This window comes from Kitasatospora sp. NPDC048365 (genome assembly GCF_043200835.1).
GTDB classification, from domain to species: Bacteria; Actinomycetota; Actinomycetes; order Streptomycetales; family Streptomycetaceae; genus Kitasatospora; species Kitasatospora terrestris.
Genome location: NZ_JBICYJ010000002.1, coordinates 303,514 through 323,169, shown reverse-complemented (window position 1 = coordinate 323,169; position 19,656 = coordinate 303,514). Strand labels below are relative to the sequence as shown.

Sequence of the window (19,656 nt, the reverse complement as noted above, 5' to 3'; positions counted from 1 at the left end):
CGACTGGCTCCACACCTACAATCACCACCGCGGACACACTGCGCTCAGGGGAAAGCCACCCGCCAGCCGCGTTCCCAACCTCTGGGGTCAGAACACCTAGCGCTTGCCGCGGGCGAGCAGTTGGCCCTGGACGTAGGCGGCGAAGTCGGGCCCGGCGGCGGTGGCCACCGGGTCCGCGGCCGTTCCGCCCCTGGTCGTGCCGGAGACTGTGTAGTAGCCGTAACGGCCGATCGCCGCGTGGGTGTTGGTGCAGCCCGCGGAGGTGCAGTAGGCGGTCGAGCCGGCCTTCACCAGGCCCTGCACCTGGCCCTTGTGGGCGGCCTGCGCGGCGTCCGCCTGGGCGCGGGTGTCCATGACGGCGACGCCGACGGTCACCACGCTGGTACCGGAGACGTAGCTGACCCTGAGCAGCGAGCGGCAGCCCTGGGCCGCCAGCACGTCACCGAGGCCGCCGGTGGTGGCCTGCCAGCAGGTGCTCGTGGAGCCGTCGACCAGCCGGGTCCAGGTCTTGCCGTCGACGCTGAGGGTGGCGGCGGGGAAGAGCGCGACCGGGCTGAGGGGCGCGGTGTCGGTGGCGGCGGAGGAGATCACCGTCAGCGGGTCGGGCGGGGTCGGAGGGGCGGCCGGGCCGGTGGTGGTCGCGCTCGCGCTCGGCTTGCCGGCCTTGGTGGCGGAGGGGGTGGCGGAGGCGGATCCGGAGGCCGAGGCCGAGGCCGAGGCGGACGGTGAGCCGGTGGCGGAGGGCGTGGCCGAACCGTCCTCCGGCGAAGGGGCGGTGGCGGTGGGCGCGGTCGGGGCGCCGGTGGCGTCCAGGGCGAGCCGGTCGGCGCCGCCGCCGTCCCCCTTGGCGTGGCCGCCGAGGGCGACGGCGGTCGCGGTGACCCCGCCGACGGCGAGGACGGCGGCCGCCACCGCACCCGCCCTGCGGAGCCGCTTGCGCCGGGACTGTTCGCGCTCGTGCTGTTCGGCCAGCGCGGTCCAGTCCGGCGTGCTGTCCGTCCCCCACCCGTCACTCATGGTCGAGGATCATAGGGCCTGTCCGCTCCCGGCCCGGGGCCGGGAGCGGAGGTGCGGCTCCGTGGTCGGTCAGGCGATGGAGAAGTCGTCGCCGTAGACGTTGGCCTGGCCGTACCAGCCGTGCAGGTACACGGTGACGGTGCCGTTGGCGCCGGTGGTGAACGGGACACTCAACTTGGTCCAGCCGGCCGAGTTGGTCCAGGTGGAGGCGGTGGCGCCGCCCCGGACGCCGAGGTAGGCGTAGCTGCCCTGGACCCACGCGGTGAGCGTGTAGCGGGTGTTGGGCGCGAGCGTGACGCTCTGGCCGCACTCGCCGGTCTGGCCCGCGGTCGGGGCGACCCGCAGGGCGCCGCTGCCGGCGTGCACCGGGCCGGTGGCGAGGCCGCCGCCGGCCTGGCAGGTCCACGGGGCGAGCGTGCCGGACTCCAGGTCGCCGTTGGCGAGTTGGGTCGAGGTGCCGCCGCCGGTGACGGTCAGGGTGTAGACCGCCGAGTGGCTGCCGCTCGCGGAGGTGCCGGTGACGGTCAGCGGGTAGCTGCCGGGGGTGGCCGAGGCGGTGGTGGTGACGTTGAGGCCGGCGCTCGCGCCGGCGGTCACGGTGGAGGCGCTGAGCGCGGCGGTGACGCCGGCCGGGGCGCCGCTCACCGAGAGGTTGACGGTCTGCGCGGTGCCGGAGACCACGGCGGTGGACAGCGTGCTGGAGGCCGAGCCGCCGGGCGCGACCGAGCCGGCGGCCGGGTTCAGTGCGAGCGAGAAGTCGTTGGTGGCCGGGGTGCCGTTGGTGAACGGCGCGAAGATGTGGGTGAAGTCCCAGGTGCCCTGGGCGATGCCGGAGCAGCTGTCCGAGCCGGCCGTGCCGGGGCAGCCGCCGTTGTCGCGCTGCAGGGCCCAGAAGGAGAGGGTGTTGATGCCCTTGGAGACGGCCCAGTTGTAGACGGTGGTGGCGTTGGCGACGGTGAAGGTCTCGGCCGGGCCGAAGTCGTCGATGCCCAGCATCTCGGTGATGCCGATCGAACCCCACAGCTGCGCGGGCGTCCTGGCCGGGTAGAGCTTGGCGAGCTGGTTGTACAGGCCGGTCGCGGCGGTCTGGGTGTCGGCGGCCATGTCGTGCGCGGCGTTGTCGTAGTAGTCGAAGGTCATCAGGTTGACGACGTCGATCCGCGCGTTGTTGGCGACCGCGTTCTTCAGCACGTTGAGGCCGCTGGCCGCCAGGCCCGAGGTGGTCGTCGGCAGGGTGTAGCCGAACTGCACGGTGCGGCCGTTGGCGGCGGCCCAGTCCTCGACCAGCTTGATCGCCTTGTTGCGGCGGTCGATGCCGGCGGTGTTGGTCAGCGAGTTGTCCTCGATGTCCAGGTCGATCCGGGTGATGTCGTAGGTGGTGATCACCTTCTCGAAGGCGGCCGCGATGGCGTTGACGTCGGTGCAGCTGTCGGCGAGTTCGGTGCCGGTGTTGTCGGCGGTGTAGCCGCCGAAGGACGGGATGACATCGCCGCCGTTGGCCCGGATGGTGGCGATGTCGGAGCCGAAGGTGGAGGCGGCCACCGGCATCGCCGGGTCGCCGTTCCACAGCGGGGTGCACGAGCCCTTGCTCTGGGTCTGCAGGAACGCCATGGTCAGGTGCTTGGCCCCGGACTGGGCGGCGAGCGCCGCCGGGCTCTGGCCGGTCCACGCCTCGAAGTAGGGGGCGAAGACGTGCTGCGGCAGGGGTGTGCCGGCCGCGGCGGGCGCCGCGTTCGCGGGTGCGGCGAGCAGGCCCAGCGAGGCGGCCAGCAGGGTGCCGGCCGTGAGCAGGGCGTGCAGGGGTCGGTGCAGTCGCATCAATGCTCCATCAGGCGAATACCGAGGGCGCCGCATGCCCGGGCGGCGCGCGGCGGTGGTGCCTGGTGCAGGGAGGAGCGGCCGGTGGGCACACCCCCACGATGCGTCCCGGTCGGTGGATACAGAGCCCTATGGTTGGTCTGGACCACTCGTCTGTCAAGAGTCCTGACTGTTCGTCAACCATCCTTCCCGCGGCGGCTTCGACCCGGTGCGGTGCGGCGGGCGGAACCACCCGGAGGCCCGGACCGCCGGTGTCGGTCGGGGCCTCCGGAGGGGGCGGTCAGCCGAGGCCGTTGGTCTTCAGCCAGTCCTTGGCGACCGCCGACGGGTCCTCCTTGTCCACCGAGACCCGCTTCATCAGCGCGGTCAGCCCGGCGGTGTCCAGCTTCGCCGAGACCGCGTTGAGCGCCGCGCTCGCGGTGGCGTCCACGCCCGCCTTGTTGACCAGCGGGGTGACGTTCTGGACGCTGAACACGTTCTTCGGGTCGGCCAGCGGGACCAGCCCGAACTGGACGATCCGCGGGTCGGTGGTGAACACGTTGCCCACCTGGATCCCGCCGTCCTTCAGCGCGTTGGCGGTGGTGTCGCCGGTGGGCTTCCACTCCTTGAAGGTCAGCCCGTAGACGTCCTTGAACTGCTGCTCCCGCCGGGTCTTGAACTCCGGCGGGCCGCCGATCGCCAACTCGCCCGACTTGCCCGCCAGATCGGCGACGCTCTTGAGTCCGAGCCGGTCCGCGGTCTCCTTGCTGACGGTCAGCGAGTCCTTGTCCTCGGCGGCCGCCGAGTCCAGGATGCCGAGCGCCGACGGCAGCTTCTCCTTCAGCGCGGCGTTGACCTGCTCGGTGCCGGACGCGGTGCTCTTCGCGTCCAGGTAGCCCAGCAGCGCGCCGTTGTACTCCGGCAGCACGGTCAGCGAACCGCTCTGCAGCTGCCCGTACAGCACCTCGCGGCTGCCGATGTTGAACTTCTCCTCGACCTTCACGCCCTTGGCCTTCAGCGCCTGCGAGTAGATCGACGCCAGCAGCACGTTCTCCGGGAAGTTGGCCGAGCCGACCACCACCGTCGTACCGCCGGACCTGGGGGCGCCGGAGCCGTCCGCGGCCAGCGGGTCGCCGCCGGCGGAGGACGAGCAGGCCGCCGCGCCCAGGACCAGGGCGGCCGCGGTCAGCGTACGTACCAGACGGGTCGTCATATCAGTTCCTCGTGGTGAGTGCGGGTTGAACGGTCAGTGCGGTCGGTCGGGGTGCGCGCGGCCCCGGTGCCGGGCGGCTCCGCCGCGCGGATCAGCACGGCGAACAGCAGTTGGGCGGCCACCGCCAGCAGGACGACCAGCAGGGCGCCGCCGAGCGTGGTGGCGAAGTTCCGGGTGGCCAGGCCGTCCACCACGTACCGGCCCAGACCGCCGAGCCCCGCGTACGCGGCGATCGTCGCCGTCGCGATCACCTGGACGGTTGCGGTCCGCAGGCCCGCCAGCAGCGTCGGCAGCGCGGTCGGCAGGCAGACCCGGAACAGCGTCTGCGGATGGGACAGCCCGATGCCGCGCGCCGCGTCCCGGACCTCCGGGTCGGTAGAGCGGACGCCCTCCGCGGCCGCCACCAGCAGCGGCGGCGCGGCCAGCGCCACCAGCGGCACCAGGACCGAGAGTTCGCCGACGCCCACGAGCAGCACCGCCAGCGTCACCAGGCCCAGCGTCGGCAGTGCCCGGGCGATGCCGGTCAGCGCCGTCACCGCGACGACGCCCCGGCCGGTGTAGCCGATCAGCAGGCCCAGCGGGACCGCCAGTAGCGCGGCCCAGAACAGGGCCTGGGCGGTGAACGCCAGATGCTCCGACACCCGGACGGCGATCGAATCGGGGCCCGCGCGGTGCGCGGGGTCGGCGAGGAAGTCGTTGATCCAGGCCAGCCAGTTCACCGGGCACCGCCCCTCGTCGCCCACGGAGCGAGCACCCGGCCCGCCAGCACCAGCAGCAGGTCCACCGCCAGCGCGAGCAGCACCACCAGCACGATGCCCGCGACGATCGGCGTCGGGAACGTCCGCTGGAAGCCGTCGATGAACAGGTAGCCCAGACCGCCCCGGCCGATCAGCGCGCCGACGGCCGCGAGCGAGATGCTCGACACCGCCGCCACCCGCAGACCCGCCACCAGGAACGGCAGCGCGGCCGGCAGCTCGACGGCCGCCAGGCGGTGCCACGGCCCGTAGCCCATCGCGGTCGCCGCCTGCCGGACCGGATCCGGCACCGTCCGCAGGCCGTCCACCGTGGTGGGCAGCAGCACCGCGACCGCGTAGAACGTCAACGGGATCATCACGGTGGCCATCTCGGCCAGGCCCGTGTACGGGATCAGGACGACGAAGACCGCCAGCGACGGCAGCGCGTAGACGACGTTGAAGACGGCGGCGAGCGGCTGGTAGAGCCGCGGGAACCGCGTGCACGCCAGGCCGAGCGGGACGGCCAGCACCAGCGCGACGGCCACCGGGACGAGGGCGATCACGGCGTGGTCGGCGGTGAGGGAGGAGAGGTAGCCCAGATGGCTCCCGATCCACGGCCACCGCACCAGGGGCTCACCGTCCACGCGGGCCCCCGTCCGGGGAGGTGTGCGCGACCGCGCCCGGCAGGGCGGCTCCGGCCGCCGGTGGCGGGGTGGCGTCCAGGGCGGTGACGACGGCGGCGCGGGTGGCGAGGCCGAGGGGGCGGTGGTCGGGGGTGAGGGCGAGGGCGAGGCCGGTGGGGGAGAGGACGGCGGCGTCGAGGGCGGTGCGCAGGGTGTCACGGCCGGGGTGGAAGGAGGGGGCGGGGTGGAGGCCGGTGGGGCCCCGCCAGCCGAGGGGCCGGCCGTCGGGATCGAGGGCGAGCTCCCAGTCGTGCTGGGCGGGGTGGCCGACGGGAAGGAGTTCGATGTGGTCGGCGGGTCGCAGGCCGAGGCCCCGCAGGCCGCGGTCGCGGCCGAGGAAGGCGGCCACGCCGTCGTCCGCGGGCCGGGTCAGCAGGGTGTGCGGGTCGGCGAGTTGGGCGATCTCGCCGTGCTTGCGCAGGACCACGACCCGGTCGCCGAGCCGGACGGCTTCCTCGATGTCGTGGGTGACGAAGAGCACGGTCTTGTGCAACTCGGACTGCAGGCGCAGCAGTTCCTCCTGCAGCCCGGTGCGGACCAGCGGGTCGACGGCGCTGAAGGGTTCGTCCATCAGCAGGACGGGCGGGTCCGCGGCGAGCGCCCGGGCCACGCCGACCCGCTGCTGCTGTCCGCCGGACAGCTGGGCGGGGTAGCGGCGGCCGAGTTCGGGTTCGAGGCCGACGAGTTCGAGGAGTTCGGCGGCGCGGGCGCGGGCCCGCCGGCGGTCCCAGCCGAGCAGGCGCGGCACGGTGGCGATGTTGTCGAGGACGCGCCGGTGCGGGAACAGTCCGGCCTGCTGGATCACGTAGCCGATGCCGCGGCGCAGTTGTGCGGGCGGCAGGGCGGAGACGTCGGCGCCGTCCAGCAGGACCCGGCCGGCGGTGGGCTCCACCATGCGGTTGACCATCCGCAGGACGGTGGTCTTGCCGCAGCCGGACGGGCCGACCAGCACGGTGATCTGCCCGGCGGGGACGTCGAGGTCGAGGCCCCGGACGGCGATGGTGCCGTCCGGGTGGCGCTTGGCGGCGCCGTCGAATGTGATCACGGAGGGGTTCCTAGCGGGTGGCCGCGGATGGTTCGAACACTGGTCTGATTATGGCGTCAGGCCGGCGGCCCGTCAGGGAATTCGGCGGCGTGTCCGGGTACTGGACGGGTCGTCGGGAGGCCGGCCGCCGCCCAGGCGCGGAATCCGCCGTCGAGGTCGGTGGCCCGGTGCAGGCCGAGTTCGCGCAGGGTGGCCGCGGCGAAGCTGGAGGCGTAGCCCTCCGAGCAGACCACGATCACGGCCTGGTCCGGGCCGGTCGCCTCGGGGATCCGGTACGCCCCGCCGGGCTCCAACCGCCATTCCAGGACGTTGCGTTCGATGACGAGGGCGCCGGGGATGCCGCCCTCCTCGGCGCGCTGCGCGGCGGGCCGGATGTCCACCAGCAGCGCCCCGCCGGCGACCGCCTGCCGGGTCTCGTGCGGGCCGGGCCGGCGGACTCCCGCCCGGGCCCGGGCCAGCAGTTCGTCGACGCTCACCACTGCTCCGCCCCCTCCACCGCGGTGCGGACCAGGCCGCCGGCCCGCAGCTCGTACCGGGACATCGTGCTGAGCGGCGGCGAGTACGCGTGCAGGGTGACCGCCGGGCCGGTGGAGGTGTTGCGGACGTCGTGCAGGTACTGCGGGCCGAACGCGCGGTGCGCGCCGGACGCCAGGCGACGGACCGTCAGGCCGTGGTCGGGCCCGGCGAGGGCGAGTTCCTCCAGTTCGCCGAGGGCGACGGTGAAGGCGCCGCGGGCGCCGCCGTGGTCGTGGAAGCCGGTGGACTGGCCGGGCAGCCAGCTGATCAGCCACACCTCGTGGTCGTCGGCGGTGACCAGCCGTTCGTACCAGCGGTCGGCGTGGGCGAGGCGGACCCGGTGGATCCACTCCTCGGGGCGTTCGGCGAGATCCCGGACGATCGCGCGCAGGGCGTTGGGCGAGAGCGGCTTGACGGCGTGCGGGGACGCCAGATCGACAGGCATGTGTCAGGTCCTCGGGGTGTGCCGGGGCGCCGCGCGGCACGAGGGTGCGCGCGGCGGGGGACGGCAGGTCGGAAGGGGGTGGTTCAGTGGCCCCGGAGGTCGGCACGGGGCTGGGGGGAGAGCGTCAGCGGGCACACATGTCGCTCGCCTGGCGTCGCAGATCGACGTGCAGGCGGCAGACCAGGGGGGTGCCGGGTTTCATGGGGCGATCGTTCACGACCGGGCGCCCGCCCGTCAAGTGACGTCCACGGCGCGGCGGGCCGCGGATGGCGCCGCCGGCCGGACGTGATCTAGGGTCGACGAGGATCGGACGTACTGGGAGGGTCGGGGGATGGACCAGGACGAACTGCTCGCCGCGCGCTTCGAGGAGCACCGCGGTCAGCTGCGCGCGGTGGCGTACCGGATGCTCGGCTCGCTCGGCGAGGCGGAGGACGCCGTGCAGGAGGCGTGGTTCCGGCTGCACCGCGCGGACGTCTCGGAGGTCCGCAACCTCGCGGCGTGGTTGACCACCGTGGTCGGCCGGGTCTGCCTGGACCTGCTGCGCTCGCGCACCTCCCGCCGGGAGGACCCGCTGGAGTGGGAGTCGCACCTGCCGGACCCGGTGATCAGCGGCCCGGACGGGGTCGACCCGGAGCAGCAGGCGCTGCTCGCCGACTCGGTGGGCCTGGCGCTGCTGGTGGTGCTGGACCGGCTGCCGCCGGCCGAGCGGCTGGCGTTCGTGCTGCACGACATGTTCGCCGTGCCGTTCGAGGACATCGCCGAGATCGTGGACAAGTCCCCTGCGGCGACCCGGCAGTTGGCCAGCCGGGCGCGGCGGAAGGTGCAGGGCGCCGGTACCCCCGACGCGGACCTCGCCCGGCAGGCGGAGGTGGTCGACGCGTTCCTGGCGGCCGCCCGCGGCGGGGACTTCGAGGCGCTGGTGGCGCTGCTCGACCCGGACGTGGTGCTGCGGGTGGACACCGGGGTGTCCGCGATCATCCGCCGGGGCGCGGCCGAGGTGGCGAGCCAGGCGATGCTGTTCCGCGAGGCCGCGGCGGTCTCCCGCCGGGTGCTGGTCAACGGCCTGCCGGGGATGGCTGCGGTGCCGGACGGCGGCGCCGTGCAGTCGGTGATGGGCCTGACCGTCCGGGACGGCCGGATCGTCGAGATGTACATCATCGCCGACCCGGAGCGGCTGGCCGGCCTGTCCCGGCTCTGAGGGCGCGCGGCTGCCCCGGGTCCGTCGCGCCCCCCACGGGCGGCGGACCCGGGGCGGTGCTCACTCGTCCCCGGCCGCGTCGCTCTCGGCCTGCGCCGCGGCGCTCTCGGCGGCGTCCACGGCCTGCTGGTACTGCTGCACCTGGGCCGAGTCGTCCTTCGGGCTGCCGCTCGCTGCACCGGAGTTCGGGCCGCACGCGGTGAGCAGCGCGGTCGCGGCGAGAGCCAGCACGCCGACGGCGGCGGCGGTCCGGCGGCGGATCACTTGGACGCCCCGGCGGACTCGCCGTGCGAGGCGCACCACGTGGCCACCGCCTTCAGGTCGTTCTGCCGGGTCTGCAGGGTCGGCAGCAGGCTCTTGCGGAAGGTCAGCCGGTCGTTCAGGTAGGTCCCAATCTCGGCGTGCCCGGCGGTCTTGGCGTTGGCCACCCGCTTCTCCATCCGGGCGACCGAACCGACGACCGTGGCATCGCCGTTGAGGCGCTCCACGGCCTTGGTGACCCGCTCCTGGATCTTCGGCAGCCGCTTGCAGATCGCCTTCGCGCCGTCCCCGGTCGGGACGGGCTTAGGGCTGGCCGCCTGCGCGGGCGCGGCGGCGGCGAGCAGCGAGCCGGCCAGGGCCAGGGCGCCGAGGGCGGTGGCGGTGCGGTTCACGAGCATGGGTCTCCCCTTTCCGGACCCGCGCGGGTCCGCGCGGTCTGCGGGGGAGAGTAGGGATGCTTCTTGTGGATTCCCTGTGACCTCCCCGGCCCGGCGCCGGGCCGGGTCAGTTCCCGCTGATCCAGTCGCGGTGGCGGGGGAGCGGGACGGTCGGGGTGTCGGGGCGCAGCAACGGCAGGCGGACCTCGATCCGGCAGCCCGGGGCGGCGTCCGGTGCCGTGCCCGGTGCCGTGCCCGGTGCCGTGTCCGGGGCGGCTTCCGGCGGTGGGAGGACGCGGACGGTGCCGCGGTGCAGGGCGGCCTGCTGGGCGACCAGGGTGAGGCCGAGGCCGGAGCCGGGGCTGTCGGGGCGGCGGTGGAAGCGGCGGAAGACCGCCTCGCGCTGCTCGGCCGGGATGCCGGGGCCGGTGTCGTCGACGGTGAGGACCGCCCGGCCGTCGTCGGTGCCGAGGCGGACGGTGATCCGGGCCGGGGCCCCGGCGGTGCGGCCGTGCACGGCCGCGTTGCCGAGCAGGTTGGCGACCATGATCCGCAGGCCCGGCTCCCAGCCGAAGACCCGCGGCTCGGCGTCGGTCTCGGCGGTGATCACGGTCTCCGGGTGGCGGCGGGCGGCCTCCGCGACGGCGGCGTCCAGCAGGTCGGCCAGGTCGACGGGGCCGAACGCGGAGACCTCCACCAGGTCGCCGCGGGCGAGCGCGGCGAGCGCGGTCAGCAGGTCCTGCAGCCGGGTGTGGTCGGCACGCAACTCGCCGACCACCTCGGCCTGTTCACCGGCGGGCAGGTCGGGGTGGGCGGCCAGTACGTCCAGGTTGGTGCGCAGGCTCATCAGCGGGGTGCGCAGCTCGTGCGAGGCGGCGGAGGAGAACGAGCGGGCGGTGTCCAGGGCCTGCGCGGTGCGGGCGGCCTGCTCGTCGTAGCGGGAGAGCAGCAGGGCGATCGCGTCGGCGAGCTCGTCCACCTCGGCGGTGCCGCTGCGGTCGGGGGCGAAGGCGGCCGCGCCGGCCTGCGGGTCGAGGGTGGCGGCGCGGCGGCCGAGCCGGCGCAGCGGGGCGGTGGCGAACTCGGCGAGGACGAAGGCGAGGACGGCGGCCAGCGGCGCGGACAGGGCGGCGACCAGGAAGACCCGGCGGCGGACGGTCCGGGCCTGGGCCTCCGGCGCGTCGGCGGGCGCGGACACCCACAGCGTGGCGTGCGCGGTGCCGCTGTCCACCGGGACGGCGAGCACCCGCCAGGCGACCGCGTCCGGCTCGCGGACGGTGACCGGCTTGCTCGGCGCGGGCGGCAGCCGGCTCGGGTCGGCGGGCTGCGGGCCGACGGACAGCAGCACCGTGCCGTCCTCGGCGACCACCCGGACCCCGGCGTCCAGCGCCGAGTCCACCACCTTGCGCTGCTGGTTCTGCTCGGCCTTGGGGCGGCCCTTGCCGTCCGCGGTGACCAGCGCCCTCACCCCGGGCAGCACCGCGGCCGCGCGGTCGTTGAGCCGGGCGTCCTGCTGCTTGCGCAGGTCGGCGGTGACCAGTGGGAGCAGCAGCAGCCCGGCGGCCAGGACCAGCAGGGTGACCAGGGCGGCGGCGCCGAGCGCGAGCCGGGTGGCGAGCCTCACCGCGCACCGTCCTCGGCCGGGGCCCGCAGCACGAAGCCGACGCCGCGCACGGTGTGCACGATCCGGGGCCGCCCGCCCGCCTCCAGCTTGCGCCGCAGGTAGCTGACGAAGGTGTCCACCGCGTCGGTGCGGACCTCGAAGTCGTAGCCCCACACCCGGTCCAGCAGCAGCTCCCGGGAGAGCACGATGCCCGGGTTGCGGGCGAACTGGGTGAGCAGCTCGAACTCGCGCCGGGTCAACTGCAGCTCCTGGTCCGCCCAGGCGGCCCGGCGGGTCTCCGGCTCGACGGTCAGCGGGCCGACGCACAGCCGGTCGGAGGGCGCGGGCGGGCGACGGCGCAGCAGTGCGTGCAGCCGCAGCACCAGCTCCTCCAGCGCGAACGGCTTGACCAGGTAGTCGTCCGCGCCCGCCTGCAGGCCGGCCACCCGGTCGGCCAGCTCGTCGAGTGCGGAGAGCATCAGCACCGGGGTGTCGTCGCCCCGGGCGCGCAGGGTGCGGCAGACCTCGGTGCCGGACAGGCCGGGCATCGAGACGTCCAGCACCAGCACGTCCGGCGGTCCGGCGGCCGACTGCTCCAGCGCGGCGGCGCCGTCCGCGGCGAGGGCCACGCTGAACCCGGCCAGCCGCAGCCCGCGCTCCAGCGCGCGCCGGATGGCGGCGTCGTCGTCGACCACCAGGACCCGTCCGTTGCTCATGCCCGGCACCCTCTCACGCCGGCGCCCCCACCGGGGCGGGCCCGGGCCCGGAGAGGGCTCCGCCGGCGCGCCAGGCCGAGGGCCGGCCCGAACTGCCCGGTCCGCGACAGTGAGCGGCAACCGTCGGCCCCGGCTGCTCGCCACCCGGGGCCAGGACGGCACGGTCGGATGGTCCTTGAGCGCGGCGAACGGCCGACGCCTCGCCTGCTCGGCGACCGGCTACCGTTCGGAGGAGACGCTGCGGTCCGCCCTGCGCCTTCTTCCTCGCCACCCACGACACCCCGGGCCGGATCGTGGAGGCCGGGCCGACCGCCAGGATCTTCGCCGACCCCGCCGACCGGCGCACCGCCGACTACGTCAACGGCCGCTTCGGCTGAGGTGGGGTGGGCCGCGGGCGGTCCGGCCCGCGGCCCACGGCCCGGGCTACGGCTTGCGGGCGACCGCGCCGTACATCGAGACCCGGTCGGCGCCGGCCGGCGGCTCGGTGTCGGGGCGCCAGAGCGGGACGGTCACCACGCCCGGGTCCAGCAGGTCGAGGCCGCTGCCGGTGAGGAACGCGCCGACCTGCTCCCGGCTGCGGCCCACCAGCGGCGCGGTCGCCTTGCTGTAGACGCCGGTCACCCGGTCCCGGATCTCGGCCGGGATGAAGTCCGCGGTGCCGTGCGAGAGCACCAGGTGGCTGCCCGGGGCCAGCGCGTCCACCAGGGTCCCCACCACCTCGGCGGGCTTGTCCTCGTCGGTGAGGAAGTGCAGCACGGCGGCCAGCACCAGCACCACCGGGCGGGAGAAGTCGATCAGCTCGCGGACCTCGGCGGAGGCCAGGACGCCCGCCGGGTCGCGCAGGTCGGCCTGGACCACCTCGGTGCGGCCCCGGCCCATTCCGGCCATCAGCGCGCGGGCGTGGGTGAGCACGATCGGGTCGTTGTCCACGTACGCCACCCGGGCCTGCGGGTCGACGTCCTGGGCGATCTCGTGGGTGTTGCCGGCGGTCGGGATGCCGGTGCCGATGTCCAGGAACTGGTCGATGCCCAGGCCCGCGGTGAACCGCACCGCGCGCTGCAGGAAGCCCCGGTTGGCGCGCGCGGTCGAGCGGAACTCCGGGTTGGCGGCCAGGGCCCGCTCGGCGGCCTCCCGGTCGGCCGGGAAGTTGTCCTTGCCGCCCAGGTAGTAGTCGTACATCCGGGCCGGGTGCGGTATCTCCGGGCGCAGATCGGCCGACGGCGTCACACCCGGCTCTCGCGTGCTGTCCTGCCCCACGGCGGATCCCCTCCACTCGAACATGATCACAGCGGTCGGGGCGACAGCCTATGCGGTCGGCGGCGGCGGGTCGACGGGCGATCAGAAACGCGCTGCCGGACGACCGTTCGGGCGGCCCCCGGACGGCCGGAACCGGGCGCCGCCGTGTCCGCGTCCCCTCAGGAGGGAGGCGGACACGGATTCGCCGCCGCGGACGGAGGGCAGGACACCTACATGAGCGTCATCAGCTGGATCATCCTCGGCCTGCTGGCCGGAGGCATCGCCAAGTTCCTGCTGCCCGGCCGGGATCCGGGCGGCCTGATCGTCACCACGCTGATCGGCATCGCCGGCTCCTTCGTCGGCGGCTGGCTGGCCAGCAAGGTGCTGCACCGGTCGATCAGCGCGAGCTTCTTCGACCTGCCGACCTGGATCGCGGCGATCGCCGGCTCCCTGGTGCTGCTGATCGCCTACCGGATCGTCTTCGGGAACTCGCGCAGCTGACCCGTCAGGCCGCGTCGGCGACCCAGGCAGGCAGCTGCTCGCAGGCGGCCCACCACGGCGCCGGGACCTGCCCCGGCCCCGTCCGGGCCGCCACCACGCCGGCCGCGATCGCGCAGGTGGTGTCCCGGTCGCCCCAGCCGCCCAGGGTGTCCCAGACGGCCTCCGGCAGCGAGTCCGGCTGCCCGGCCGCGGACCAGAGCGCGAAGGGCACGGTGTCCGGCGCGGAGACCCGCTCGCCCGAGCCGAGCACCACCGCGGCGTGCCGGACACCGGTGCCCTCGGGCATCCGCGCGGCGATCCGCAGACCCGAGCGGACCTCGCCCTCCGGCAGCCGCCCGGCGATCTCCAGCAGGAACTCGGACCGCGCCGGGGCCGCGCCGCCCCGGCTGCGGGCCGCCAGGGCGGCACCGAGCGCCACCGCGACCGCGCCGGCCGCGGCCTCCGGGTGGAAGTGCGTCACGGCGGCGGACAGCGCCGCCTGCTCGGCGACCCGGTCGAGGTCGTCGGCGAACCAGGCGCCCAGCGGGGCGACCCGCATCGCCGCGCCGTTGCCGTGCGAGCCCTGGCCGCCGAACATCCCCGAGGTGACGGCGTACCAGCCTTCCCCGGCGTGGATCCGCCGCATCACCTGGTGCATCGAGGGCCCGTACTTGCGGCCCGGGTCGGCGGTGTACATCGCCGCGAAGCCGCGCGCCAGCTCGTCCTGCCGCACCTCGCCGTGCTCGACCAGGTGGCGGACCAGGACCAGGGCCATCGCGGTGTCGTCCGTCCACCCCCAGGGCACCGGGCGCAGGGTGCGCGAAGCGTGCGCCAGCTGCCCCTCGTCCACGTCGGAGAAGAACCAGCGGTCGCCGAAGGCGTCACCGAGCGCCAGGCCGTGCAGGCTGTCCAGGGCGGCGATCGGGGCGGGCATGTTGTCCTCCAGGTGAGAATGACTGAGGGTGGTCATTCTGCCGACCCGCCGGACCGCGGTGCGAACGGTTTTGCCGGACGGGTCAGCCGGCCCGCAGGCCGTTCAGCAGCAGGGACCAGACCGCCTCGAAGTCCGCGTCGGCGCGGTCGTGCTTCCACTCCGCCGCGTGCACCGGGTCGTGGAAGTGCGCGGTCGCCTGGAACACCGCGCGGGCCGTGAACTCCGCGTCGGCCGGACGGAACTCGCCCCGGTCGACGCCGTCCCGGACGATCTGCGCGATCTGCGCGACCAGCGTCTCGATGTGCTCCTCCACCGTGCTGCTCAGCTCGCCGACCAGGGCCTGATAGGTGGCGAACAGCTCCGGATCCTCCAGCGCCTTGCGCTTCTTGGCCGCGAACAGCGTCGCCAGCCAGCGGTGCAGCCGCTCGTCGGCCGGGCCGGGCTCGGCGGAGATCGCCTCCAGGGCGGCGTGCGCCTGGTCCAGCCAGCGCTGGGTGACCGCCTCGCGCAGCGCCGCCTTGCTGGGGAAGTGCCGGTAGACGCTGCCGTGGCTGACCCCCAGGGCGCGGGCGATGTCGACCACGGTGGCCTTGGCCGGGCCGTACCGACGCAGGACGTCCTCGGCCGCGGTCAGGATCTGCTCGGGCGTGAGAGTACTGTCCGTGGTCACGGCGGGGACGTCCTCCGGTGGGTGGATGCGGGCTGGTCAGCGCTCGCTGTCCAGGTGGGCCATCTGTGCGGCAGCGTACCGCTCGCCCGCCGCCGCGCCGTCCGGCACCGCGGCCTCGATCGCCGCCAGGTCGGCCGCCGACAGCTCCAGCCCCCGGGCGCCCAGTGCCTCCGCCAGCCGCTCGCGCCGGCGGGCGCCGACCAGCGGCACGATGTCCGCCCCGCGGGAGGCGACCCAGGCGATGGCCACCTGGGCCACAGTCGCGCCCTTGGCCGCGGCGACCGCGCGCAGCGCCTCCACCAGCCGCAGGTTGTGCGCCAGGTTGTCGCCCTGGAAGCGCGGGCTGTGGCCGCGGAAGTCGCCCGCCGCGAGCGGCCGGTCGGCCTGCCAGTGGCCGCTGAGCAGACCGCGGGAGAGCACCCCGTACGCGGTGATGCCGATGCCCAGCTCGCGGGCGGCGGGGAGGACCTCGGCCTCCAGGCCGCGGGAGAGCAGCGAGTACTCGATCTGCAGGTCGCTGATCGGGTGCACGGCGGCCGCCCGGCGCAGCGTCTCGGCGCCCACCTCGGACAGGCCGATGTGTCGCACGTACCCCGCCTTCACCAGCTCGGCGACGGCGCCGACGGTCTCCTCGATCGGCACCGCCGGGTCGAGCCGGGCCGGGCGGTAGACGTCGACGTAGTCGGTGCGCAGCCGGCGCAGGGTGTACGCCAGGGACGCCTTGGTGTGGGCCGGGCTGCCGTCGAAGCCGAGCCAGCTGTTGTCCGGCCCGCGCAGGGCGCCGTACTTGACGCTGATCTCGACCGAGGCGCGGTCGCGGCCGCGCAGCGCCTCGTGCAGCAGCAGCTCGTTGTGGCCCATGCCGTAGAAGTCGCCGGTGTCGAGCAGGGTGACGCCCGCGTCGAGCGCGGCGTGCACGGTGGCGATCGACTCCGCCTCGTCGGCCGGGCCGTACAGGTCGGACATGCCCATCAGGCCGAGGCCGAGCGCCGAGGTCTCCGGGCCGGCCGTGCCGAGGGTGGTGCGCGCGGTGGTGCCGGACGCGGTGCGGGGAGTGGTGCTGGTCACAGTGGGCTCCCGTGAAGTCGGAGTGCTGACGCCCTCAACCATGGCATGGCGGATGACAGATTTCAATATCTGTCATTCCAAGGGGTGGTGCGGCCGTGGGGAGGGGGAGGGGCCGGGACTGGTACCAAAGGCTGATCCGACGTCACTCATCCGGCGTGCTCGGGCCGGGCGCGAGCGGCGCCGTGCTGCCGAACCACGGGCGACGCGCGATGGTGGGAACAGGGCGTGATCGGCCGAGCGCGCCCCGCACTACGCGCCAGGCCCCGGGCATCGCGCGCGCCCCCGACGACACCGTCCGCCGGGTGCGCGCCCCCCGGTCGGGCGGGGGCACGCGGTGGGCGGGCCACCTCGCAGGGAAGCGAACGAATCTTCTAGGCTCCCCTCCAGGCCCCCGCAACCGGTGTCCGGCGGCACCGCGCGCGGCCGACGTCCACGGGCCCCGGGCCGAGCCGGGGTCACCGGACCGAGCGAGGAGGACGCAGTGTCGCCCAGCACGAGGTCGCTTCACCCGGCGTTGCCCACCCCGACACCGCGCCGCCACACGGGCGCCCGTCATCCGCTCGAACGGCGCACCGGGGGCGCGCGATGAGTGCCCATACCGTCGCGCCCGCCTCCGCAGGACCGGCCGCCACCGCCACCACCGGCGCCGCCGGAACCGCCGCGGGCCAACGCACCGCCCCCGACGCCTCGCCCGAGGGCGACCATCCCACCGCGGCCGCCGGACCCCGCCCCGCCCCGTCGGCCGCCCCCACCCCGAGCGTGAAGACCGCCGCTCCCGCGCCCGGCGCGAAGCCGAAGGCCGCCACCGCGCCGCCCACCGTGAAGGCCGGCACCGCGCCGCCCACCGTCAAGGCCGGCACCGCGCCGCCCACCGTGAAGGCCGGCACCGCCGCGCCGAGCGTGAAGACCGCCGCTCCAGCGCCCACCCTGAAGTCCACGGCCCCCGCGTCCGGCGCCAGGGCCACCGCCACCGCCACCGCCGCGCACGTCAAGGCGGCCACCGTGACCGCCCGGGCGAGCGTGACCGCCCGCACCGCCCCGGCCGCCGGCCCCACCGCACAGGCCCCCGCCGCCCCCGCCGCCGCCCCCGCCGCCCCGGCCGAGTCGGCCGCGACCGCGACCGCCGCGACCGCCGCGCTGCCCGGCGTACCGCAGGCGCTCACCGCCCGGGCCCGCACCCTGGCCGGCGCGGTCCGGCGCCGCTGCGCCGAACTGGCCCGGATGGAGTCCCCGTCCGGCGACGCCCGGCGGCTGGACGCCCTCGCCGAGGAGCTCACCGCGGGCTTCACCGCCACCGGCGCCACCGCCCGCCGCGAACCCGGCCCGGCCGGCGACCACCTGGTGCTCGAATGGCCCGGCGAGCGCGAGGACCTCGGGCACCTGCTGGTGGTCGGCCACCACGACACCGTGTGGCCGGTCGGCACCCTCGCCGACTGGCCGGTCGAGGAGCGCGACGGCCTGCTCAGCGGCCCCGGCGTGCTCGACATGAAGGGCGGGCTGGCCCTGCTGGAGGGCGCGTTCGCGTTGCTCGCCGACCTGGGCCAGCGCCCGCACCGCCCGGTGCGGCTGGTCGTGGTCGCCGACGAGGAGATCGGCAGCCCCAGCGGCCGCCGGGTCTTCGAACGTCAGCTCCCCGGCGCCGCCGCCGTCCTCGGCCTCGAACCCGGCCACCCCGACGGCCGGCTGAAGACCGCCCGGCGCGGCTCCACCCGGGTCCGGCTGACCGTCACCGGCCGCGAGGCGCACGCCGGCAACGACGCCGCGCACGGCGTCTCCGCGGTGGACGAGCTGGTCGACCAGCTGGTCGCCGTCCGCGGCCTGGCCCAGCCCGGCGCCGAACTCAACACCGGCCGGATCACCGGCGGCACCCGGGCCAACGTCATCGCCGGCCGGGCCGAGGCCGAGCTCGGCTGGCGCTTCGCCACCGCCGAGGCCCAGCGCCGCACCCTGGACACGCTCGCCCACCTCACCGCGCTGCGCCCCGGCGCCAAGGTCCGCGCCGAGGTGCTCTCCAGCCGCCCCGCCTGGCCCGAGTGCAGCGGCAACCCGCTGCTGCGGCACGTCCGCTCGCTCGCCGCGGTGCTCGGCCAGCAGCTCGACGGCGCCCCGGCCGGCGGCGCGGGCGACACCAACCTGGCCGGTGCCCGCGGCCTGCCCACGCTGGACGGCCTCGGCGCCGTCGGGGCCGGCCCGCACGCCCGCCACGAACACCTCCGGATCGACCAGCTCGCTCCCCGGATCGCCCTGCTCACCGCCCTGCTCGCGGTCCCGCTGCCGCGCCTGCGCGACCGCACCTGACCGCCTGCCCGCCGGGCGGGGCGACCCCGTCCGGCGGGCGACTCGCCGCCGATCCTTGTCAGGGGGTGGCCTCCGGCTACACAATGGAACCGACCGAACGGACGGTCGGGAGGTGGGTGGACAGTGACGGCGACGGAGCCGGGCGAGCGGGCCCTGGAGGGCCACTTCGAGGCGGTGGTCGCCGCCGACCAGCGGATCGAGCCGCGGGACTGGATGCCGGAGGCGTACCGCGCGACGCTGGTGCGGCAGATCGCCCAGCACGCCCACTCGGAGATCATCGGCATGCAGCCGGAGGGCAACTGGCTGACCCGGGCGCCCTCGCTGCGCCGCAAGGCGATCCTGCTGGCCAAGGCGCAGGACGAGGCCGGCCACGGCCTGTACCTGTACGCGGCCGCCGAGACGCTGGGCGTCGACCGCGCCGAGCTGACCGAGAAGCTGATCGACGGCCGGCAGAAGTACTCCTCGATCTTCAACTACCCGACGCTGACCTTCGCCGACGTCGGCGTGATCGGCTGGCTGGTGGACGGCGCGGCGATCTGCAACCAGGTGCCGCTCTGCCGCTGCAGCTACGGCCCCTACGCCCGGGCGATGGTGCGGGTCTGCAAGGAGGAGTCCTTCCACCAGCGGCAGGGCTACGAGCTGCTGATGACGATGATGCGCGGCACCGAGGCGCAGCGCGCGATGGTGCAGGACGCGGTGGACCGCTGGTGGTGGCCGTCGCTGATGATGTTCGGCCCGCCGGACGGCGACTCGCCGAACTCCGAGCGCTCCATGGCGTGGCGGATCAAGCGCCACACCAACGACGAGCTGCGCCAGCGCTTCGTCGACATGACCGTGCCGCAGGCCCAGCACCTGGGCGTCACCCTGCCGGACCCGGCCCTGGCGTGGAACGAGGAGCGCGGCGGCTGGGACTTCGGCGAGCCGGACTGGTCCGAGCTCAAGCAGGTGATCAAGGGCAACGGGCCGTGCAACGCGCAGCGCGTCGAGCGTCGCCGGGCCGCCCACGAGGACGGCGCCTGGGTCCGCGAGGCGGCCCTGGCGTACGCGAGCAAGAGGAGTGCGCAGTGAGCGAGTCCAAGGCCGGCTGGCCGCTGTACGAGGTGTTCGTGCGTCCGCGCCGCGGGCTGAACCACGTCCACGTGGGTTCGCTGCACGCCGCCGACGACCGGATGGCGCTGCTGAACGCCCGCGACCTGTACACCCGGCGCAACGAGGGCGTCAGCCTGTGGGTGGTCCGCTCCGACGCGATCACCGCCTCCGCGCCCGACGAGCGCGACCCGTTCTTCGCGCCCAGCGGCGACAAGGTGTACCGCCACCCGACCTTCTACGACATCCCCGAGGATGTCCCGCACATCTGACGACGGG

General features: G+C 75.1%; 21 protein-coding genes and 1 pseudogene. 6 read left to right on the top strand and 16 right to left on the bottom strand.

Annotated elements, in window-relative coordinates; translation table 11 throughout:
* Positions 1-100 (top strand): annotated as a pseudogene (locus tag ACGFX4_RS03235) (IS481 family transposase); the annotation flags it as partial.
* Here ACGFX4_RS03235 and ACGFX4_RS03230 read toward each other — a convergent pair.
* The 8 genes from ACGFX4_RS03230 to ACGFX4_RS03195 form a co-directional block, all read right to left on the bottom strand.
* A complete protein-coding gene (locus ACGFX4_RS03230; RefSeq protein ID WP_393069779.1) occupies positions 97-1,017 on the bottom strand; it encodes a hypothetical protein in 921 nt (306 codons plus the stop codon). The pseudogene ACGFX4_RS03235 and the gene ACGFX4_RS03230 sit on opposite strands and share 4 nt — an antisense overlap.
* A gap of 69 nt (positions 1,018-1,086) precedes the next feature.
* Positions 1,087-2,835, bottom strand: a complete 1,749-nt coding sequence (locus tag ACGFX4_RS03225; RefSeq protein WP_393069777.1) for a glycosyl hydrolase family 18 protein — start codon at positions 2,833-2,835, stop codon at positions 1,087-1,089.
* A gap of 280 nt (positions 2,836-3,115) precedes the next feature.
* The gene (locus ACGFX4_RS03220; protein WP_393069775.1) at positions 3,116-4,027 is read right to left on the bottom strand and encodes an ABC transporter substrate-binding protein; all 912 of its coding nucleotides are present in this window, start codon (positions 4,025-4,027) and stop codon (positions 3,116-3,118) included.
* Positions 4,024-4,746, bottom strand: coding sequence for an ABC transporter permease (locus ACGFX4_RS03215; RefSeq protein ID WP_393069773.1), 723 nt, complete (start codon positions 4,744-4,746; stop codon positions 4,024-4,026). Before ACGFX4_RS03215 ends, ACGFX4_RS03220 begins: the two co-directional genes overlap by 4 nt.
* Positions 4,743-5,405: an ABC transporter permease gene (locus ACGFX4_RS03210; protein WP_393069772.1), complete on the bottom strand. Its 663-nt coding sequence runs from the start codon at positions 5,403-5,405 to the stop codon at positions 4,743-4,745. Before ACGFX4_RS03210 ends, ACGFX4_RS03215 begins: the two co-directional genes overlap by 4 nt.
* Positions 5,395-6,489: an ABC transporter ATP-binding protein gene (locus ACGFX4_RS03205; RefSeq protein ID WP_393069771.1), complete on the bottom strand. Its 1,095-nt coding sequence runs from the start codon at positions 6,487-6,489 to the stop codon at positions 5,395-5,397. The genes ACGFX4_RS03210 and ACGFX4_RS03205 overlap by 11 nt, the downstream gene beginning before the upstream one ends.
* A gap of 56 nt (positions 6,490-6,545) precedes the next feature.
* A complete protein-coding gene (locus ACGFX4_RS03200; RefSeq protein ID WP_393069769.1) occupies positions 6,546-6,965 on the bottom strand; it encodes a rhodanese-like domain-containing protein in 420 nt (139 codons plus the stop codon).
* On the bottom strand, positions 6,962-7,450 hold the full coding sequence (locus ACGFX4_RS03195; protein WP_393069767.1) for a cysteine dioxygenase: 489 nt from the start codon (positions 7,448-7,450) through the stop codon (positions 6,962-6,964). The genes ACGFX4_RS03200 and ACGFX4_RS03195 overlap by 4 nt, the downstream gene beginning before the upstream one ends.
* A gap of 331 nt (positions 7,451-7,781) precedes the next feature.
* Between ACGFX4_RS03195 and ACGFX4_RS03190 the strand changes: the two genes are divergently transcribed.
* Complete coding sequence (locus tag ACGFX4_RS03190) at positions 7,782-8,648, top strand: sigma-70 family RNA polymerase sigma factor (RefSeq protein WP_393069766.1); 867 nt, start codon at positions 7,782-7,784, stop codon at positions 8,646-8,648.
* A gap of 60 nt (positions 8,649-8,708) precedes the next feature.
* On the opposite strand, the gene ACGFX4_RS03185 is transcribed toward ACGFX4_RS03190, so the two are convergent.
* The 5 genes from ACGFX4_RS03185 to ACGFX4_RS03165 form a co-directional block, all read right to left on the bottom strand.
* A complete protein-coding gene (locus ACGFX4_RS03185; RefSeq protein ID WP_393069765.1) occupies positions 8,709-8,912 on the bottom strand; it encodes a hypothetical protein in 204 nt (67 codons plus the stop codon).
* Complete coding sequence (locus ACGFX4_RS03180; RefSeq protein ID WP_393069764.1) at positions 8,909-9,307, bottom strand: hypothetical protein; 399 nt, start codon at positions 9,305-9,307, stop codon at positions 8,909-8,911. Before ACGFX4_RS03180 ends, ACGFX4_RS03185 begins: the two co-directional genes overlap by 4 nt.
* A 106-nt stretch (positions 9,308-9,413) precedes the next feature.
* On the bottom strand, positions 9,414-10,910 hold the full coding sequence (locus tag ACGFX4_RS03175; RefSeq protein ID WP_393069763.1) for a sensor histidine kinase: 1,497 nt from the start codon (positions 10,908-10,910) through the stop codon (positions 9,414-9,416).
* Entirely contained in the window at positions 10,907-11,605 is a 699-nt protein-coding gene (locus ACGFX4_RS03170; RefSeq protein WP_393069761.1) for a response regulator transcription factor, read from the bottom strand. Before ACGFX4_RS03170 ends, ACGFX4_RS03175 begins: the two co-directional genes overlap by 4 nt.
* Positions 11,606-12,028: 423 nt before the next feature.
* Entirely contained in the window at positions 12,029-12,862 is an 834-nt protein-coding gene (locus ACGFX4_RS03165; RefSeq protein WP_393069760.1) for an SAM-dependent methyltransferase, read from the bottom strand.
* A 213-nt stretch (positions 12,863-13,075) separates the two neighbouring features.
* Here ACGFX4_RS03165 and ACGFX4_RS03160 point away from each other — a divergent pair, with 213 nt between their 5' ends.
* On the top strand, positions 13,076-13,342 hold the full coding sequence (locus ACGFX4_RS03160) for a GlsB/YeaQ/YmgE family stress response membrane protein (RefSeq protein ID WP_393069758.1): 267 nt from the start codon (positions 13,076-13,078) through the stop codon (positions 13,340-13,342).
* A 4-nt stretch (positions 13,343-13,346) separates the two neighbouring features.
* On the opposite strand, the gene ACGFX4_RS03155 is transcribed toward ACGFX4_RS03160, so the two are convergent.
* From ACGFX4_RS03155 to ACGFX4_RS03145, 3 genes are read right to left on the bottom strand one after another with little or no spacing between them, the layout of a single operon-like run.
* Positions 13,347-14,291: an ADP-ribosylglycohydrolase family protein gene (locus ACGFX4_RS03155; RefSeq protein WP_393069756.1), complete on the bottom strand. Its 945-nt coding sequence runs from the start codon at positions 14,289-14,291 to the stop codon at positions 13,347-13,349.
* A 46-nt stretch (positions 14,292-14,337) separates the two neighbouring features.
* On the bottom strand, positions 14,338-14,925 hold the full coding sequence (locus tag ACGFX4_RS03150) for a TetR family transcriptional regulator (RefSeq protein WP_393069755.1): 588 nt from the start codon (positions 14,923-14,925) through the stop codon (positions 14,338-14,340).
* 36 nt (positions 14,926-14,961) lie between these two features.
* Complete coding sequence (locus ACGFX4_RS03145; RefSeq protein WP_393069788.1) at positions 14,962-15,897, bottom strand: aldo/keto reductase; 936 nt, start codon at positions 15,895-15,897, stop codon at positions 14,962-14,964.
* Between the two features lie 681 nt (positions 15,898-16,578).
* On the opposite strand from ACGFX4_RS03145, the gene ACGFX4_RS03140 reads away from it, so the two are divergent.
* The 3 genes from ACGFX4_RS03140 (at position 16,579) to paaB (ending at position 19,649) form a co-directional block, all read left to right on the top strand.
* Positions 16,579-18,291 (top strand): M20/M25/M40 family metallo-hydrolase, encoded by a 1,713-nt coding sequence (locus ACGFX4_RS03140; RefSeq protein ID WP_393069754.1) that lies wholly within the window; start codon positions 16,579-16,581, stop codon positions 18,289-18,291.
* Positions 18,292-18,414: 123 nt separating this feature from the next.
* Positions 18,415-19,359 (top strand): 1,2-phenylacetyl-CoA epoxidase subunit PaaA, encoded by a 945-nt coding sequence (paaA, locus tag ACGFX4_RS03135; protein ID WP_393069753.1) that lies wholly within the window; start codon positions 18,415-18,417, stop codon positions 19,357-19,359.
* Positions 19,356-19,649, top strand: a complete 294-nt coding sequence (gene paaB / locus ACGFX4_RS03130; protein WP_345699793.1) for a 1,2-phenylacetyl-CoA epoxidase subunit PaaB — start codon at positions 19,356-19,358, stop codon at positions 19,647-19,649. Before paaA ends, paaB begins: the two co-directional genes overlap by 4 nt.
* Positions 19,650-19,656 lie beyond the last annotated feature (7 nt).

Bases quoted from the DNA above. Each gene is read 5' to 3' on its own strand.
- ACGFX4_RS03170 (WP_393069761.1), bottom strand. From the start codon at position 11,605: ATGAGCAACGGACGGGTCCTGGTGGTCGACGACGACGCCGCCATCCGG.
- ACGFX4_RS03225 (WP_393069777.1), bottom strand. From the start codon at position 2,835: ATGCGACTGCACCGACCCCTGCACGCCCTGCTCACGGCCGGCACCCTG.
- ACGFX4_RS03230 (WP_393069779.1), bottom strand. From the start codon at position 1,017: ATGAGTGACGGGTGGGGGACGGACAGCACGCCGGACTGGACCGCGCTG.
- ACGFX4_RS03180 (WP_393069764.1), bottom strand. From the start codon at position 9,307: ATGCTCGTGAACCGCACCGCCACCGCCCTCGGCGCCCTGGCCCTGGCC.
- ACGFX4_RS03195 (WP_393069767.1), bottom strand. From the start codon at position 7,450: ATGCCTGTCGATCTGGCGTCCCCGCACGCCGTCAAGCCGCTCTCGCCC.
- ACGFX4_RS03220 (WP_393069775.1), bottom strand. From the start codon at position 4,027: ATGACGACCCGTCTGGTACGTACGCTGACCGCGGCCGCCCTGGTCCTG.
- ACGFX4_RS03140 (WP_393069754.1), top strand. From the start codon at position 16,579: ATGAGTGCCCATACCGTCGCGCCCGCCTCCGCAGGACCGGCCGCCACC.
- ACGFX4_RS03145 (WP_393069788.1), bottom strand. From the start codon at position 15,897: ATGGGCATGTCCGACCTGTACGGCCCGGCCGACGAGGCGGAGTCGATC.
- ACGFX4_RS03155 (WP_393069756.1), bottom strand. From the start codon at position 14,291: ATGACCACCCTCAGTCATTCTCACCTGGAGGACAACATGCCCGCCCCG.
- ACGFX4_RS03160 (WP_393069758.1), top strand. From the start codon at position 13,076: ATGAGCGTCATCAGCTGGATCATCCTCGGCCTGCTGGCCGGAGGCATC.
- ACGFX4_RS03190 (WP_393069766.1), top strand. From the start codon at position 7,782: ATGGACCAGGACGAACTGCTCGCCGCGCGCTTCGAGGAGCACCGCGGT.